Origin of the sequence: Chitinophaga arvensicola (genome assembly GCF_900110835.1) — a bacterium.
In the GTDB taxonomy this organism is placed as follows: Bacteria; Bacteroidota; Bacteroidia; order Chitinophagales; family Chitinophagaceae; genus Chitinophaga; species Chitinophaga arvensicola.
Map to the genome: position 1 here is coordinate 3,343,622 of NZ_FOJG01000001.1, position 15,401 is coordinate 3,359,022.

The following is a 15,401-nucleotide window of genomic DNA, read 5'->3' on the forward strand; positions in this document are numbered from 1 at the left end:
AATTTTTATCCGGTTAAAAAACATAAGAAACAGAGGTCAGCCAATTCCGGGGCGCTCCCGGATACAGGCGGGAGTTGTCATATCCGCCAACCCAATGCGTTTTATTGGTGATATTGTTGAAATTGGCCTGTAACAGGAATTTATTGACGCGGTAATACAATGCGGCATTCACCAGCAGGTAACCCGGCCCTTTTGACGGAAGGATATTATTGGTACCCTGGAAGCCAAAGGTGCGGTCGCCCACATAGTAAGTACCGGCGCCGATACCGAAACCTTTCAGCGGGCCATGTGTAAATTCATATTTACTCCAGATACTTCCCTGGTGTTTGGGTGCATTTGGTTTTTGCTGGTGGTTGTAAAGACTATCAGTCATACCCTGCGCTCCTTCCAGCGTGGCATTATTGTAAGCATAGGTGACAATCAGGGTAAGATTGGGCAGAATACTACCTACTACATCCAGCTCCACACCTTTTGCCTTTTCTTTGCCTATCTGTACCAGCAGGTCCGGATTATCGGGATCCATGGCGTTGTACAGGGTATTGCGCTGTTCGATGCTGTACACCGACATGGTGGCACTCAGTCTTTTCTGGAACCATTCCGTTTTCAGTCCTGCTTCCAGCAAAGTACTCCGCAACGGATCAAACGGGCCGCCGCTCACTTTATTCTGACTGGAGGCAGATTGTGGATTATAGCCGGTAGCATAGGTGGCGTAGGCGTTGATGTGGCTGGTGAGCTCATAAGTGGCGCCAATGCGTGGCAACACCGACTGCTGCGTTACTTTCGTCACAGCCGGGGTAGCATATCCGGGGTTGTCGATGTAGTAGTTGTAACGCAGTCCCATCAATATTTTCAGACGGTTAAACGTGATCTGGTCCTGCGCATAAACACTGTGCTGCTCGGAGAAATAGGGCACCACCACATCGGTATTGTTATCCTGGTAGATGTAGCTATTGGTGTTCAGTAGCCGGTGCTGGTTGGCAGTCAGGTCGTAAGAGGTGACATTCGGTTTGGGGATCATCTTGCCTTTGTATTCGTAAAACTCATATTTGGCAGAATCTTTTGCCACATACTTAGCCGTTACGGTACCATCTTTCAGCCGGTAGCCCGCTGCATCCGACTGAGAAGAGCCCACCGGAATTTTGCTGTCGTTGTAATCGTAACCCACCAGTAAGGTATGTGCCAGCGGCCCGGTTTTAACATCTACATTCAGGTAAGCGGTAAAGCTGTTGCTGAATTGCTCGTTGTGGCGCATAGAGGCCCTTCTCAGCGCCAGCTCCTGGATCTGTTTCCCCTGTTTATCTACCGCAAAGGCAGTACTGCGGTGTTCCAGCAGATCCTGGCGGTAACCGGTACGCAGGAAAGAGGTGTTAAAGGTAACATGACTGCTCAGTTGATGACTCATGGAAGCGGTGACGAGGTAAGTTTTTTCTTTCAGAAAATCATTGACATCCGCCACATTGAGAGAGATGGGTGTAGAATAGAGATCGCTGGAGCCAAAGATAGACTGGCCCCTGTCGAGGCGGCTGTCAGATTTGTTGTATACCACATCCAGGTTGATCCTCGTTTTTTCCGAAGGCAGATAAGAAATAGAAGGAGCGATAACAATATTTTTATCAAACAGCAGGTCCCGGAAGGAATTGGCGTTTTCGTATCCCAGATTCAGCCGGTATAATACCGTTTTATCTTTGTTCAATGGACCGGTAAAATCGGTATTCAGGCGCATGGTGCTCCAGCTGCCGATTTGCAGGTTCACTGATTTCCGGTCTTCTTCCAATGGTTTCTTGGTCACTTTATTGATGGTGCCACCTGGATTCGCATTCCCATAGAGGGCTGCTGCCGGCCCTTTAATAATTTCCACCCGTTCGAGGTAATTGAGCAAACTTTGTCGCCAGAAGCCATTAAAGGTGCGCAGTCCATTAAACAGCTGCGTAGAACTATTACTACCGACGCCGCCCTGGTTGCGGAATCCCCGGATGGTGACATCGTCATAGAAGGTATGCTGATTCACCCCACTCACGTTTTTTACAATGTCAGTCATCCTTACCGCTCCCTGATCCTGCATCACCTCTTTGGTAACATATTGTATCGACTGCGGAATATCTTTGATGTCGGTAGCGGTTTTGGTGCCGGCAAAGGTCACGGAGTTTTTGTAGCCCTTTTCTTTTCTGCCTGTTACCTCTACTCCCTGTAATTCTTTGGACACCGCCAGCAGTATAATGTTCCTGACACTGGTTGCTGTGGCGGCAGGATCCAATGTGATCCTGTCTGCAAAAGTTTCAAATCCCACATGTGAGAAAACGATGGTGTACTCACCTTTTCTCACATCGGAGAAATGATAATTTCCGCTGGAATCACTGAATGTATTCTGTTTGCCAAGCCGGATACTCACCCTGCTTAACGGATTGTTTTTTTCATCTGTAATGGTTCCGCTGATCATTACCTGCGCAAAGGCATGAATAGTGAATAAGCATATCACAACAAGGCATAAGGCCGCCTTTCTCCAAATGGATATCATCTGTCGTTGATTTAAAATAAGTATTAAAGTGGCATCTGGATAGCTTCCGGGGTATCACAAACTGGCAGGATGTTGTATGCAGGCTATAGATGGCTATATCATGCCGGTATAATAGCAGGCGCAAAACTACGCTATCACCAGGCGAATCATTTATGAAATCGGGAAAAATTTGAGCAGCTGTTTGCTTTTTTGTAAAGCCTTATTGGTATTGGGTTTTGACGGACTACAGAACTTGAACAGAATTGACTTTTACATTTGTTGCAGTAAATATAACCTGCAATTGTTAAATAAATCCTTCAGCAGCAATCATAAAAACGGACGCGATGAAACAGACAAATATCTTCATACTGTTACTTTTCTTTTCCGTGCAGGTGTTCGCCCAGGAAAGAAATCTCAGTTATTACCTGGAACAGGGCAAACAGAACAGTCCACTGCTGAAGGATTATCAAAACCAGCTGCTGGCAGCTAAGATAGACAGCCAGCGCCTGAGGGCCGCTTATGGTACACAGGTAAACGGTGTCAGCAACAATACCTACGCACCACTGATCCATGGAATCGGTTATGATAACGCTATTACAAACGGCGGACAGGTAAGTGCACTGGTAACAGCTACCAAAGAACTGAATGGCAGAAAATGGCTCGGCAACCAATTGCAGGGTATTCATATCCAGAACCAGGGCACGGCTAATACAGCGAAGATTTCTGAACAGGAACTGAAAAAGAATATCTCGGCACAATATATTACCGCATATGGCGACTGGGCACAGTACAGCTTTAACACCGAAGTACTTTCGTTATTGAAAGAAGAAGAAATGATACTGAAGAAGCTGACGCAGACAGGAACCTATAAGCAAGTCGATTACCTCACCTTTCTCGTTACCATGCAACGGCAGGAACTACTGGCAGGGCAGATCCTGGCACAATACCAGCTCGACTTTGCACAACTCAATTATTTGTCGGGTATTGCTGACACCAGTTTTAGCCCGATAGCAGATCCGGCACCGGTGATGGAACACCTGCCTTCACTGGAGAATACCGTGTTTTATCAGCAATTTCAGATAGACAGCTTACAATTAAAGAACACCGATGCCGGGATCAATCTGGCGTACCGACCCAAAATAAATCTCTATACAGATGGGGGTTTTAATTCCACCCTGGCAGTAGACCCCTATAAAAACTGGGGTATCAGTGCAGGCCTTAGCCTGGTGATACCCATCTATGATGGCCGGCAACGTAAAATGCAGCATGATGAAGTAGCCATTTCTGAAGATACCCGGAAGAATTACCAGGATTTCTTCTCCCGGCAATATCATCAGCAGATCCGGCAACTGCTGCAACAGCTGCAATCGGCGCAACAGCTGATTGAGCGGGCAGGCAAACAACTTACTTACGCAGAAGGACTGATGCAGGCCAATAAACAACTGCTGGTAAAGGGAGACGTGAGGATTGCTGATTATGTGATCGCCATCAATAACTACCTGGATGCAAAGAATATTATTACACAGAATATCATAAATAAATATCAGCTGATTAACCAGGTTAATTACTGGAACAGTGTTAATTGATAAGCCATGAAATTACTGACATCGCTCTGCTCCTTACTGCTGACCGGCCTCGCTGCCTGTCAAAGCAACGCACCCTCGGCCTCAGAGAAGGATCCCTCCGCAACAGGAATTCCTGTAAGTATCGCCGCTCCTGAAACGGGACCGATGAGCGACTCCGTAGAACTCAATGCTACCGCTACCTTCCTGCTGAAAACATATGTGAAAGCAGTAGCCAATGGCTATCTGCAGGCATCCGGTATAAAGACCGGGCAGCATGTAACCCGTGGACAGGTGCTGTTCACACTTAAAACAAAAGAAGCGGAGAACCTTGGTAATACCATCAACCGGCTGGATAGTTCTTTCCGCTTTACAGGCCTGATTACCATTAAAGCTCCCGGTAACGGCTATATTACACAGCTGGCCATCCAGGCCGGTAGCTATGTGCAGGACGGGGAACAACTGGCTACAATCTCAGACGACAACAGCTTCGCCTTTGTACTGAATATCCCTTACGAATATACGCCGCTGATTGCTGCCAACCGGAAAGTGACCGTGTTACTGCCCGACGGGCAACAGCTGGATGGACACATGGAGGCGCCCCTGCCAACAGTGGATTCGGTATCACAAACCCAGAATTATGTGATCCGGGTAGCTACTACCCAACTCATTCCGGAGAACCTGATCGCCAAAGTGCGGCTCCTTAAAAGCAGGAGACCCAATACTGTGTTTGTTCCCAAAGCGGCGGTGCTGTCGGATGAATCACAAAGTGAATACTGGATCATGAAAATGACAGATAGTAGCACCGCGGTGAAACAGGTTATTCAGAAAGGAATGGAAACCGGAAATAAAATAGAGGTGCTTTCTCCTCTGCTGACGGTAAAGGACAGGGTATTGGTATCTGGTAACTACGGGCTGCCTGATACCGCAACGGTGACGATTGTAAACAAACAGCCGATATGAAAAATTTCTTTCTTGCATATAAGAACCCGGTAACCGTTTTACTGGTGATAATTGTGGCTGGCGGCTTGTTTGCGTATAGTAAGATACAGTCGGCCCTTTTCCCGGAAATTACTTTCCCGAAAATAAAGATCATCGCCGATGCCGGGCAGCAACCCGTCAATAAGATGATGATCACTGTTACCCGTCCGTTGGAACTGGCGATTAAACAGGTGCCTGATCTGGCCACTATACGAAGTACTACCAGCAGGGGCAGTTGTGAAATATCTGCATTTATGGATTGGCAGGCAGATATCAATATCAGCCAGCAACGTATCGAATCAAAAATCGCGGAAATAAAAAACGTATTGCCGCCGGATGTACAGATTACCGTGGAAAGAATGAATCCTTCCATACTACCGGTGAGCGGCTATACGCTGGAAAGCCATAACCGTTCCGCAATAGACCTCAAATACCTGGCTACCTATACTATCAAGCCTTTCCTGTCGCAGGTACCGGGTGTTTCCGAAATACGTATTATCGGCGGAAAAACAAAGGAATACTGGGTACAGCTGGATATGCAGAAGATGAATACTTTCGGGATTACCCCGGATATGATTAACACTGCACTGGGGCAAACGAACTTCGTTAAATCCAATGGTTACCTGTCGGACTACCGTTTGCTGTATCTAACGGTAACGGATGCACTGGTTGATACCAAAGATAAACTGGATAACCTGGTAGTCAGCAACAACGGTAAGCGCGTAGTGACGCTGTCGGATATTGCCGCCGTCGCCATCCGGGAAGCGAAGGAATACATTAAGGTGAATGCAAACGGAAAAGAAGGCATACTGATTGCCGTGATCAAACAGCCCAATGCCAACCTGGTTGATCTTTCCCATCGTATGGAAGCCAGGATCACCGATCTGCAGAAGACTTTACCGGCAGACGTGAAAATTTCCCCCTACTACGTGCAGGCCGACTTTGTACAGGAGGCCATCAAAAGCGTGACCGACAGTTTGTGGATAGGACTATTCTTAGCCATTGTAGTCGCTGTTATTTTCCTGCGCTCTTTAAAAGCAAGCAGTACGATCCTGATCACGATTCCGGTTACCTTGCTGCTCACCCTGATTGTGCTGTATGCAACAGGGCAAACATTTAATATTATGACGTTGGGGGCCATCGCTGCGGCCATTGGGCTGATCATAGATGATGCTATTGTAGTAGTGGAGCAGATTCACCGCACACATGAAGAACATCCGGATGAGCCTACCACGGTATTGCTGCAAAAGGCCATTCACTATTTGTTCCCGGCCATGCTGGGATCCTCGCTGAGCACCATTGTTATTTTTGTGCCTTTCCTGTTGATGACCGGCGTAGCAGGTGCTTATTTTAAAGTGATGACCAATACCATGATCATCACCCTGGTATGCTCTTTCCTGGTCACCTGGATCGGACTACCGGTGATTTACCTGTTACTCACCAATACCCGTAAGGAACGTACAGCGGCCGCAAAGCATCCTGCAGGGCACGATGTTAAAAAGCAACGGTGGGTGACCTGGTTTATCACGCGGCCCTGGGTAAGCGGTGTATTTGCGGGGATACTTGTGTTGATGATCATATGGATCGTACCACGCCTGGAAACCGGTTTCCTGCCTGAAATGGATGAAGGAAGTATTGTGCTGGATTATAGCTCTCCACCGGGTACTTCACTGGAAGAAACAGACCTGATGTTACAGAAAGTAGAGAAGATCATTACCGGCATACCCGATGTAGCCGCATATTCCAGACGCACCGGTACGCAGATGGGTTTTTTCATTACAGAGCCTAACCGGGGAGATTACCTGATCCAGTTGAAAAAAGGACATCAGTTAACCACCAACGAAGTGATAGACCAGATCCGGCAAAAGGTGGAAGCTACGCAACCCGCTCTACGTATAGATTTCGGGCAGGTGATAGGAGATATGCTGGGAGATCTGATGACATCCGTACAACCTGTGGAGATCAAAATCTTCGGAAATGACCAGCCTGCGTTACAGGCTTTGTCCAAACAGGTAGCAGCAGTGGTGAGCGCTGTGCCGGGTACCGCAGATGTATTTGACGGGATTGTGATAGCAGGACCTTCTATCAGTATGGAGCCCAATAATAAAATGCTGGCTCAATACGGCATCACACCTGCCAATCTGCAATTTCAACTGCAAACCGCGCTGGAGGGAAATATTGCAGGCGCTGTATTTGAAAAGGAACAACTATCAAATATCCGGTTGGTATATCCTGGCAGCCGGGTGCTGACAGTAGCCGATATGGCACATTTACAGATCTTCCTGCCAGATGGCAAGCTGCGGCCGCTGACTGATTTTGCTACGGTAAAGATTAATTCCGGCGAAGCGGAGATATCGAGAGAGAACCTGCAGTCGATGGGAATTGTGACCGCCCGGCTGGACAACCGGGACCTGGGGGCTGTTATGAAAGAGATCAGCCAGAAAGTAAATGCGGAAGTAAGACTGCCCGCCGGTTACAGTATCACCTACGGTGGAAGTTATGCTGATCAGCAGCAATCTTTCAGAGAGTTATTATTGATCCTGGTTACCTCCAGTTTACTGGTATTTGGCGTGATCCTCTTCCTGTTCCGTGACTTTATAGATGCGGTAATCATCCTGCTGGTGGCTGTGCTGGGTATTGCAGGCAGTTACCTGGCATTGTATCTCACGCATACACCGCTGAATGTGGGGAGTTACACCGGTCTGATCATGATAGTAGGTATTATAGGGGAGAATGCCATCTTTACTTTCCTGCAGTTCAAAGAGTCGATGGCGCATGCCAGTAATGCGGATGAGGCGATCGTATACGCCATTTCCACCCGCCTGCGTCCCAAGCTGATGACGGCCATTGGTGCTATCATCGCCTTGATGCCGATTGCGCTGGACATCGGCACCGGTGCACAATTGCATCAGCCATTGGCAATAGCGGTGATCGGCGGTTTCATAGTGGCGTTACCGTTATTACTGATTGTGCTGCCCAGCGTGATGCGGATGCGGTATAAAAAGAAGACAACGGCATAGGAGAGGGGCTATGCCTGCTCTGTTTCGCCGGCTAATACAGCCACCGGCTGATACCGCTTCTTTTTTCGTTGATCCAGTACCCGTTGCCGTAGCCGCAAAAACGGCATTTCTACTGCTTTATTCAGCCCATATGCTCCCAGGCCGGCCACCAGGAAGCAAGCCAGCAACATCAGATTTCCCTTCGGCGGGATGCCTGTTTTGGCGAGTAGTGGCTGCGCCAGATGTATAACGCCTTTGTGCGACAGGTAAAGCCCGAATGATAACCTGGCTATTAAAGCAGTGATCCGGCTGTTGAACCGGTATAGTATACACCCAGGACTTACCGCCGCCATGATAGCGATGCCATAGCCGGCAGCCACCAGGGGATAGCCAAATATAGAAGCATGAAAACTATGCTGATCTTCACAAAAGAACCAGGCGCCGGTTAAAACGATAGCGCTTAATAACAATACCACATTTCCACGTTGGGCAAACCAGGCTTTAACAGCCGGGCGGAACGCAAATAGCGCCGCGATGGACACACCGGCCAGTAAGCCATCCAGTCTGGTATAGGTGGGATAATAGATGTGCCGGTACCATGTTACCCAGGAATCGTTCTGTTCCTCCACCGGCGCATATAAAGCATACCAGCAATATAACCGGATGGCAACGCCAAAGATAAACAATGCCGGCAGCAGCCATACAGCCTTCTTCCATGCGTTGAAACGCAGTAGTCCTGCCAGCACGAGGGGGAATAACAGGTAGAAATGTTCTTCCACACACAAAGACCATACATGAGAAAAGGTGCCAAAGTTTTTCAGGTCAAAATTGAAATTCTGTGTGAAGGTCAGGAACTTCCAGAGGGGCGGTAAAGCCTCCCGTTCGTGAAAACCGGGAAACAGAAAGTAAATACTGAGCACCACCACATAGGCGGGAATGATGCGGAAAAAACGTTTGATAAAAAATTCAGGCAGGGCAATACCTTTACCTGCGGCGATGTTTACAAATAACTGGGAGGATATTAAATAGCCGCTCAGTACAAAAAAGAGGTCCACGCCGCTCCACCCGAAACCAATAACATCATCCAACCATTGCGGATGTTGAAACATGCGGTAATGATACAACAGTACCAGGATGATGGCCAATGCCCGTAAGTGATCCAGTCCTGATAGTTTTTTTTCGGTGACGGTTGAATATGTCATAAAACGCGGGCATTGTTATCGCTGTAAAAAGAAGGGTAAGATAATATCTTTGGTGGATTCGCGCAATGAATGAAGTTAAAGGGCGGTAACAGGTTAACTTCTTCTGAACAAGGCAGCATACATCTGACCGGCTCCGTACAGGGAAGGTCTTTCTCCGAGTTTAACAGCAGATGAAAATCCAGCTTCCAGGAATAATGTTTTTAAAGTTGAAAATGGCACCGGGTAAGGAACCCATGGGTTGGCCCTGGTGGTTTCGTACTCTACAATCAGCATGGCGCCATCTTCCCGGAGATGCCCGGTTATTTTGTGAATGAAAGCAGTCTTTTCGGGTACATAGTGAAGGGAATTCGCCATGAGGATGCCAGCTAACCCGGATACAGGTAAGTCTTCCTGCAAAAAATCGAGGCGTCCCGGTTGTATGGTAACCTGTTGTGGATAAGGGAGGTTGGCCAGCTGCTCACGTCCTTTGTCCCACGCATAAATAGCGCTGCCAGCCGGTAGCAGGTTCGCCAACGCGTATGTGAATAATCCGGTACCACATCCAAGGTCGGCCCAGGCGCCTGCGGCTGGTGCAGGATGTTTTATCAGGGCAATGGCATCTTTTAAATCCATCATTCATTTATTTAGAGAAACGGGAAGGCGTTGTTTTGTAAAGATAATATGGAAATGATCAACGGAATTAATTTACAAATTCCTTACTATATTTATCAGTATGATTAAGTTAATACCAGCAACACACAGACGGGCACTTGCCATGGGGATTGCGAAAGGGCCGGCATCGGCAGTTATGTCCATGATAACATCGGAGCAACTCGATGTGGACGCATTCATGGATGATCAATCATACACACCGGTAGTGATGAGTATATTGACCTCCTACGGCCTCAATGAGGGGGAAGACCGGTTGTTATTACTCCGGTTTGTGCTGGAGAAAGGTGCTAATCCCAACACTAACTGCAAAAGCGGATACAATTCATTGCATGTGGCAGTGCAACAGGAAAAGCTGGTCAGAGAGATGGAACTGTTGATGGATTTTGGAGGAGATCCCAACCTGGCAGACAGGAATGGCGGAACGGTGGCCTATTGGGCTATCCAGGCATTTCCATGGAGAACGGAGGGAGAGGAGCGACAACAGCATCTCCGTGTACTGGAGAAAATCATGATGGCGGGTGCAGATCTGGACCGCAAGAATAAATTCGGCGTTACGCCCCGTGCCTGGCTGGAGCGCTCGCCGGAAGATGTAAAAGTATTGGTGGCAAAATGCGAAGCACTGGAACCCGTTTATACGCCCAGTCTTGTATTGCAACCTGTTTTTCCTACCAGGCTCACTTACCCGGAAGTGGCAAAGCAGATATGGCAGCAAATGGTGCCTCCCATGGGGCAGGCAGATACCGTACAGGGGGAGTTATTGCGCGCCCTGGAAAAGCTCAGGGATGAAGCACAGCGTAACGGGAATATTAATTATTTCGACAGTCATTTGCAGCTGGCAAAATTTGTAATGGATACGCTGATAAATACAGGGGGCTTTGATAAGAAAACACAGACGAAGATAAAGTCGTCGGCCAAGCAACTGATGAAAGCCGGTTCACCTTACCTGGAAGATGATGTGTATGATTACCTGGTGGACAAGGTCTGTGAATTCTATTTGAAGCATTCGACGCCAATTCCTCACATCCATAACCCCAATATTTTATGCTGATATCTGCATAGAAAATAAAACATGATGAAAGCAGGAATATATATACGCAGCACCGCTCTTTTAGACGATACTTATTTTGAAAAAACCATATTGTTCATCACGGAGTATAATGAAAAAGGGGCGATGGCATTTGTAGTCAATAAGCCTTTTCCCCGCAGGTTCAATGAATTGGCGGAGTTTAGTGATAGTCCGCCATTTCCGCTGTCGGAAGGCGGTCCGGTAGACCTGGAGCATCTTTATTTTATACACCGGCGGCCGGAGTTGATCGCAGGAGGGGTACCGGTAAAGGAGCCTGTTTACTTTGGAGGAGATTTTCAGACGGCGGTGGAGCTGATGAACAATAAGGGCATAACGGAAAAGGATATCCGCTTATTCATCGGGTATTGTGGCTGGGATGCGAATGAATTGGAGGAAGAAATAGCAGAGGGTAGCTGGGAGATATTGGAGGAAGTGGAATTATTTTAGTAAGATAAATAAAAAGAATACTGCTGTGAAGCACTTAAAAAAACAAATGCACCATCCGTGGTGCATTTTTGTTTTTTATAGAATTAATACATCCCTCTACTTTTTAAAAGAAAAATTTGTGTAGTCAAATAACTACACTTATATTTGTAGTCAAATGGCTACACAATGAATTTAAGAAGAGATGTATTTCAGGCAATAGCTGACCCTACAAGACGGGCGATATTGCTGTTGGTAGCGTCACAATCCATGACGGCGGGTGCCATTGCATCCAATTTTGATACAGCAAGGCCTACCGTTTCAAAACACCTGCAGATTCTTACCGAATGCGAATTATTGGAGCAAAAGCAGAATGGCAGGGAGATTCATTATCACATTAATGCAAAAAAAATGAAAGAAGTAGCAGATTTCTTAGAACCATTCCGCGAAATGTGGGATGACCGCTTTAATAAATTAGAAGCCATCATGAAAAAGTACAAACCTAAAAACTGACACTATATGGAACGAAAAACAAAAGTGAATGCCGAAGAAGGCAAACAGGAATTAACGATCACCAGGGAGTTTGATTTATCGCTGGAGTTGCTTTTTAAAGCATATGAAGATCCTGAAATTGTGGAGCAGTGGATGGGCACGAAAGTATTGAAGCTCGAAAACAAGAAGTTTGGCGGCTGGCAATTTCAGACATCGGATGCAAAGGGCAACGTGGTATTTCAGGCAAACGGTGTCATCCACGAGTTTCTTCCCAATCAGCGTATTACGAGGACTTTTGAGATGGAAAACGCGCCTTTTGAAGCACAGCTTGAATTCCTGGAATTTGAAAAGCTCACAGATGATACCAGCAAGCTCAATATGCACATCGTATACAGATCCGTTGGGCTGAGAGACCAGATGGTAAAAATGGGATTCGCACCCGGTCTGAATATGGCGCATAACCGCCTGGAAGATATTGTAAGCAAATTAAAATAACACATCATGACAAAGACAAATAAAATTATCTATTGGATCGCAACTGCCTGGCTCGCCCTGGGAATGTTTTCTACCGGCCTGCAGCAGTTGTTCAGCGGAAATCCGGAAGAAGGGTTTACAGCAAACCTGGGTTACCCCGCTTATTTTCTGACCATCATTGGTGTCTGGAAAATATTGGGTGCTATCGCCGTACTGGTGCCTAGATTCCCACTGATAAAGGAATGGGCGTATGCAGGTTTTTTCTTTGCCATGACAGGCGCCGCCTTTTCACATGTTGCCACCAGCACGGCGGATAAAATGTTTCCTTCTTTATTGCTATTGGCTTTAACGATCATATCCTGGTATTTCAGACCGGCAGACAGGAGAGTTATTTTGGCTAACATTAATAAATGACAATCATGAACCCTAACGCTGATTTTTATTTTGACAAAGCAGGCAAATGGCAAAAGGAAACGGAGACGTTGAGAGCGATCCTGCTTGACTGTATGCTGACGGAAGAAGTGAAATGGGGTGTTCCCTGTTATACGTACCAGGGCAACAACATTGTTTTACTGCACGTTTTTAAAGAATACTGTGCGGTGCTGTTTTTCAAAGGCGCTTTGCTGGGTGATGCCAATGGCATCCTGGTGCAACAAACGGAAAATGTGCAGGCCGCCCGCCAGATGCGTTTTACAAACCTCCGGGAAGTTGTGGAACAGGAGTCGGTGCTGAAATCCTACGTTTATGAAGCCATTGAAGTGGAGAAGGCAGGGTTGGAAGTACCAAAGAAAAAAACGGTCGACTATGCCATTCCCGAAGAGTTTCAAAAGAAATTAGATAAAAAACCTGCATTGAAAAAAGCGTTTGAGGCGTTAACACCAGGCCGGCAAAGAGGGTACCTCCTCTATTTTAATGCCGCCAAGCAGTCGAAAACCCGGGAGTCGAGAGTGGAGAAGTACCTGCAACACATTCTTGATGGAAAAGGATTGGATGACTAGTAATGTAAGGTGTTAATCCCGTTAACATCGCTATCTGAGAAGCCCGCAATGAATAATCCTGTCCAGATAACATTTTTTATTTTTGAGAGATGAACAGTGAGGATGCTATTTGCTGTTTAAATAAATAGTCATGCGTGATAAAAGATTTGTAGCGCTTCACCGGGGCGGCCCGCTTACAAAAGAACGGCATGTTCAACTTATTCAATGGGCACACGACTGTGTCAGTCACATTTTACCATTATGGAAAGGTGTGCCGGATGAACGTTTAACCAGCGCACTGGCAACCGCGCGGGAATGGGCTACCGGGAAAGCTTCTGTCGGCGACGCCCGGAATGCGGCCTTGGCTGCAATTGCGGTAGCTAATGAAACGATTGATCCTGTTGGTGTGCTGGTAGCCCGTGCAGTGGGTCATGCAGTGGCTACGGCTCACATGACCGATCATTGCCTGAGGGCCGCTGCCTATGCACGGAAAGCAGCAACGGCTGCGGGCAGATCAGTGGCCGAAGAAATACAGTGGCAGGAGCAAAAGGTACCTGCCGGAGTGAGAGACCTGGTACCCACTCCGGATAACGTGTAGCCATTGAAGTAATGCCCTTTTTTTCCATCAAGAAAAAAAATATTTAACTACGCAGGTAGGTTGCGCAGATAGGTATGCATCTTTGTAGCGTACAGTAGTTGATGCTATTTGTACATACATCTGATAACGCTCAATTGTTATTCATCTTGAAACTGAACGCACTATACGAAACGATTCACTTACGGAAAAGACCCGAAGATGTGGCAGCACTCGTGCAGGATGCGCTTCAAGGGACGCTCAGTAAGGAGGAGGGAGAGATACTGGCAAAGGCAGCGGGGGCAGCCCTGCGTGCAACTGTATGGCAGTATACGTCCATGCTGGAAGCTTTTGCAAAAGTAACAGGTCTTGAAAAGCAGGTGAGTAAAGCGATGGAGTTATTCCGCCTGGACGATTCGCCAGCAGGTGCTTATGATGATCCCGAAGTGGTGGAGCAATTTATTGCCCGCGTTAGTCCGCTGATCCATAAAAACCCGGGCTATAGTAATTATAAAACAGACCGGTTGAACCGGGAAGAAAGAGCCGCTGCCGGATTGGATCTTTCGCGTCGCAGGTATAATAAACTGTTCCGTTGTTTGCGCAGACTGGAAACAAAACTGGGCATCCTGATCAGAGAGCGTCAGAAGAGTCTTTTCCAGCGTACCGGCAAACATGGTTTTGCGGAAGATATTACCAGGGAAGATTTTACGGGAGATGTGAACAGCGCTTGTTTTATTGCTTACTACACGGCCCGTTGTAATCTGCGAAGTGAATTCACCGTGAGTGGACAACAAAGACCTTATGATGAAATTGCAGACATGCTTTTTAAACGTTGCGCCGCCGGCGGAAAGCAAACCAACTGGTGGGCAATAGCCCAGGTATACGTTAAAACCAATGTACTGGAACAGTTAACAGACGATCAGCAAGGCGCATTGCTCGGCAAATGGACCGCCTTGTTACAACAGGTCGCTTCGTTTTTGGAAGACTTATGGACACAGAATGAATTTAACCGTACTTCCATGGTGGTGAAACGTGGTAATGATTCTACCACCTGGAACAACACTGCCGGCGCCTGGAACAAGGCAAGAGACAGCTGGTTAAACCTGCTTTACGCCCTGGGAATGGAGTTTGTGCTGGAAGATATGTGTCCGGGGAAAGTGATGCGCCTCATCGCAGCCGACGTGGCGGCCTGGCATCATATGGTGGGAAGTAAAGGAGATCCGAACCTGCTGGTATGGAGTCAACTGCCCCTTCCCTGGGAGGTGTTTTCAGGCAGGGAGGCGTGCAACCGCACCATGGTAGAAGCAGCTTGTAAATCCGCCGGACTGGATACGGGAAAATCCGGTTGGATAGCGCCAAGGCCTCAAGGTGTAGTACCATTCCGGCCCACCCCTGAATTGGTGCATGGTGTTGCCATTTCCAATCCTTATCTTGCAAAAATATTGAAACAGCATAAATACTTTTCCGGCAAAGACATAAAGCCGCTTTCGCCGGAACAAAATTAAA

At 47.3% G+C, this 15,401-nt stretch carries 14 protein-coding genes; 11 read left to right on the forward strand and 3 right to left on the reverse strand.

Annotation, left to right across the window (positions count from 1 at the left end):
* Positions 1-13: 13 nt before the first annotated feature.
* Complete coding sequence (locus BMW79_RS13855) at positions 14-2,515, reverse strand: TonB-dependent receptor (protein ID WP_089895664.1); 2,502 nt, start codon at positions 2,513-2,515, stop codon at positions 14-16.
* A 323-nt stretch (positions 2,516-2,838) separates the two neighbouring features.
* Here BMW79_RS13855 and BMW79_RS13860 point away from each other — a divergent pair, with 323 nt between their 5' ends.
* Genes BMW79_RS13860 through BMW79_RS13870 form a run of 3 tightly spaced genes read left to right on the forward strand, consistent with a single transcriptional unit; the run spans position 2,839 to position 8,057 of the window.
* Complete coding sequence (locus BMW79_RS13860) at positions 2,839-4,080, forward strand: TolC family protein (protein ID WP_089895666.1); 1,242 nt, start codon at positions 2,839-2,841, stop codon at positions 4,078-4,080.
* A gap of 6 nt (positions 4,081-4,086) precedes the next feature.
* Positions 4,087-5,019, forward strand: coding sequence for an efflux RND transporter periplasmic adaptor subunit (locus BMW79_RS13865; protein ID WP_089895669.1), 933 nt, complete (start codon positions 4,087-4,089; stop codon positions 5,017-5,019).
* Positions 5,016-8,057, forward strand: coding sequence for an efflux RND transporter permease subunit (locus tag BMW79_RS13870; RefSeq protein ID WP_089895671.1), 3,042 nt, complete (start codon positions 5,016-5,018; stop codon positions 8,055-8,057). Before BMW79_RS13865 ends, BMW79_RS13870 begins: the two co-directional genes overlap by 4 nt.
* 8 nt (positions 8,058-8,065) lie before the next feature.
* Here the strand turns inward: BMW79_RS13870 and BMW79_RS13875 are convergent, their stop codons facing one another.
* Both BMW79_RS13875 and BMW79_RS13880 read right to left on the reverse strand, forming a co-directional pair.
* Positions 8,066-9,238, reverse strand: a complete 1,173-nt coding sequence (locus BMW79_RS13875) for an acyltransferase family protein (RefSeq protein ID WP_089895673.1) — start codon at positions 9,236-9,238, stop codon at positions 8,066-8,068.
* Between the two features lie 93 nt (positions 9,239-9,331).
* Positions 9,332-9,853: a class I SAM-dependent methyltransferase gene (locus BMW79_RS13880; RefSeq protein ID WP_218150311.1), complete on the reverse strand. Its 522-nt coding sequence runs from the start codon at positions 9,851-9,853 to the stop codon at positions 9,332-9,334.
* A gap of 97 nt (positions 9,854-9,950) precedes the next feature.
* On the opposite strand from BMW79_RS13880, the gene BMW79_RS13885 reads away from it, so the two are divergent.
* The 8 genes from BMW79_RS13885 (at position 9,951) to BMW79_RS13920 (ending at position 15,400) form a co-directional block, all read left to right on the forward strand.
* Positions 9,951-10,937 carry an ankyrin repeat domain-containing protein gene (locus tag BMW79_RS13885; protein WP_143059152.1) on the forward strand — a complete coding sequence of 329 codons (987 nt, stop codon included), beginning with the start codon at positions 9,951-9,953 and terminating at the stop codon, positions 10,935-10,937.
* A 24-nt stretch (positions 10,938-10,961) separates the two neighbouring features.
* Complete coding sequence (locus tag BMW79_RS13890; protein ID WP_089895680.1) at positions 10,962-11,402, forward strand: YqgE/AlgH family protein; 441 nt, start codon at positions 10,962-10,964, stop codon at positions 11,400-11,402.
* A 165-nt stretch (positions 11,403-11,567) separates the two neighbouring features.
* Entirely contained in the window at positions 11,568-11,891 is a 324-nt protein-coding gene (locus tag BMW79_RS13895; RefSeq protein ID WP_089895682.1) for an ArsR/SmtB family transcription factor, read from the forward strand.
* A gap of 6 nt (positions 11,892-11,897) precedes the next feature.
* On the forward strand, positions 11,898-12,365 hold the full coding sequence (locus tag BMW79_RS13900) for an SRPBCC family protein (protein ID WP_089895684.1): 468 nt from the start codon (positions 11,898-11,900) through the stop codon (positions 12,363-12,365).
* A 6-nt stretch (positions 12,366-12,371) separates the two neighbouring features.
* Complete coding sequence (locus tag BMW79_RS13905; protein WP_089895686.1) at positions 12,372-12,758, forward strand: DoxX family protein; 387 nt, start codon at positions 12,372-12,374, stop codon at positions 12,756-12,758.
* Positions 12,759-12,763: 5 nt separating this feature from the next.
* On the forward strand, positions 12,764-13,342 hold the full coding sequence (locus BMW79_RS13910; RefSeq protein WP_177192159.1) for a YdeI/OmpD-associated family protein: 579 nt from the start codon (positions 12,764-12,766) through the stop codon (positions 13,340-13,342).
* A gap of 130 nt (positions 13,343-13,472) precedes the next feature.
* Positions 13,473-13,919 carry a putative immunity protein gene (locus BMW79_RS13915; RefSeq protein WP_089895689.1) on the forward strand — a complete coding sequence of 149 codons (447 nt, stop codon included), beginning with the start codon at positions 13,473-13,475 and terminating at the stop codon, positions 13,917-13,919.
* A gap of 146 nt (positions 13,920-14,065) precedes the next feature.
* A complete protein-coding gene (locus BMW79_RS13920; protein WP_218150312.1) occupies positions 14,066-15,400 on the forward strand; it encodes a hypothetical protein in 1,335 nt (444 codons plus the stop codon).
* Position 15,401: the final 1 nt, after the last annotated feature.

Coding starts and splice junctions, on each gene's coding strand:
- BMW79_RS13890 (WP_089895680.1), top strand. CDS start 10,962: ATGAAAGCAGGAATATATATACGCAGCACCGCTCTTTTAGACGATACT.
- BMW79_RS13880 (WP_218150311.1), bottom strand. CDS start 9,853: ATGATGGATTTAAAAGATGCCATTGCCCTGATAAAACATCCTGCACCA.
- BMW79_RS13885 (WP_143059152.1), top strand. CDS start 9,951: ATGATTAAGTTAATACCAGCAACACACAGACGGGCACTTGCCATGGGG.
- BMW79_RS13860 (WP_089895666.1), top strand. CDS start 2,839: ATGAAACAGACAAATATCTTCATACTGTTACTTTTCTTTTCCGTGCAG.
- BMW79_RS13855 (WP_089895664.1), bottom strand. CDS start 2,515: ATGATATCCATTTGGAGAAAGGCGGCCTTATGCCTTGTTGTGATATGC.
- BMW79_RS13865 (WP_089895669.1), top strand. CDS start 4,087: ATGAAATTACTGACATCGCTCTGCTCCTTACTGCTGACCGGCCTCGCT.
- BMW79_RS13900 (WP_089895684.1), top strand. CDS start 11,898: ATGGAACGAAAAACAAAAGTGAATGCCGAAGAAGGCAAACAGGAATTA.
- BMW79_RS13875 (WP_089895673.1), bottom strand. CDS start 9,238: ATGACATATTCAACCGTCACCGAAAAAAAACTATCAGGACTGGATCAC.
- BMW79_RS13905 (WP_089895686.1), top strand. CDS start 12,372: ATGACAAAGACAAATAAAATTATCTATTGGATCGCAACTGCCTGGCTC.
- BMW79_RS13870 (WP_089895671.1), top strand. CDS start 5,016: ATGAAAAATTTCTTTCTTGCATATAAGAACCCGGTAACCGTTTTACTG.
- BMW79_RS13895 (WP_089895682.1), top strand. CDS start 11,568: ATGAATTTAAGAAGAGATGTATTTCAGGCAATAGCTGACCCTACAAGA.
- BMW79_RS13915 (WP_089895689.1), top strand. CDS start 13,473: ATGCGTGATAAAAGATTTGTAGCGCTTCACCGGGGCGGCCCGCTTACA.
- BMW79_RS13910 (WP_177192159.1), top strand. CDS start 12,764: ATGAACCCTAACGCTGATTTTTATTTTGACAAAGCAGGCAAATGGCAA.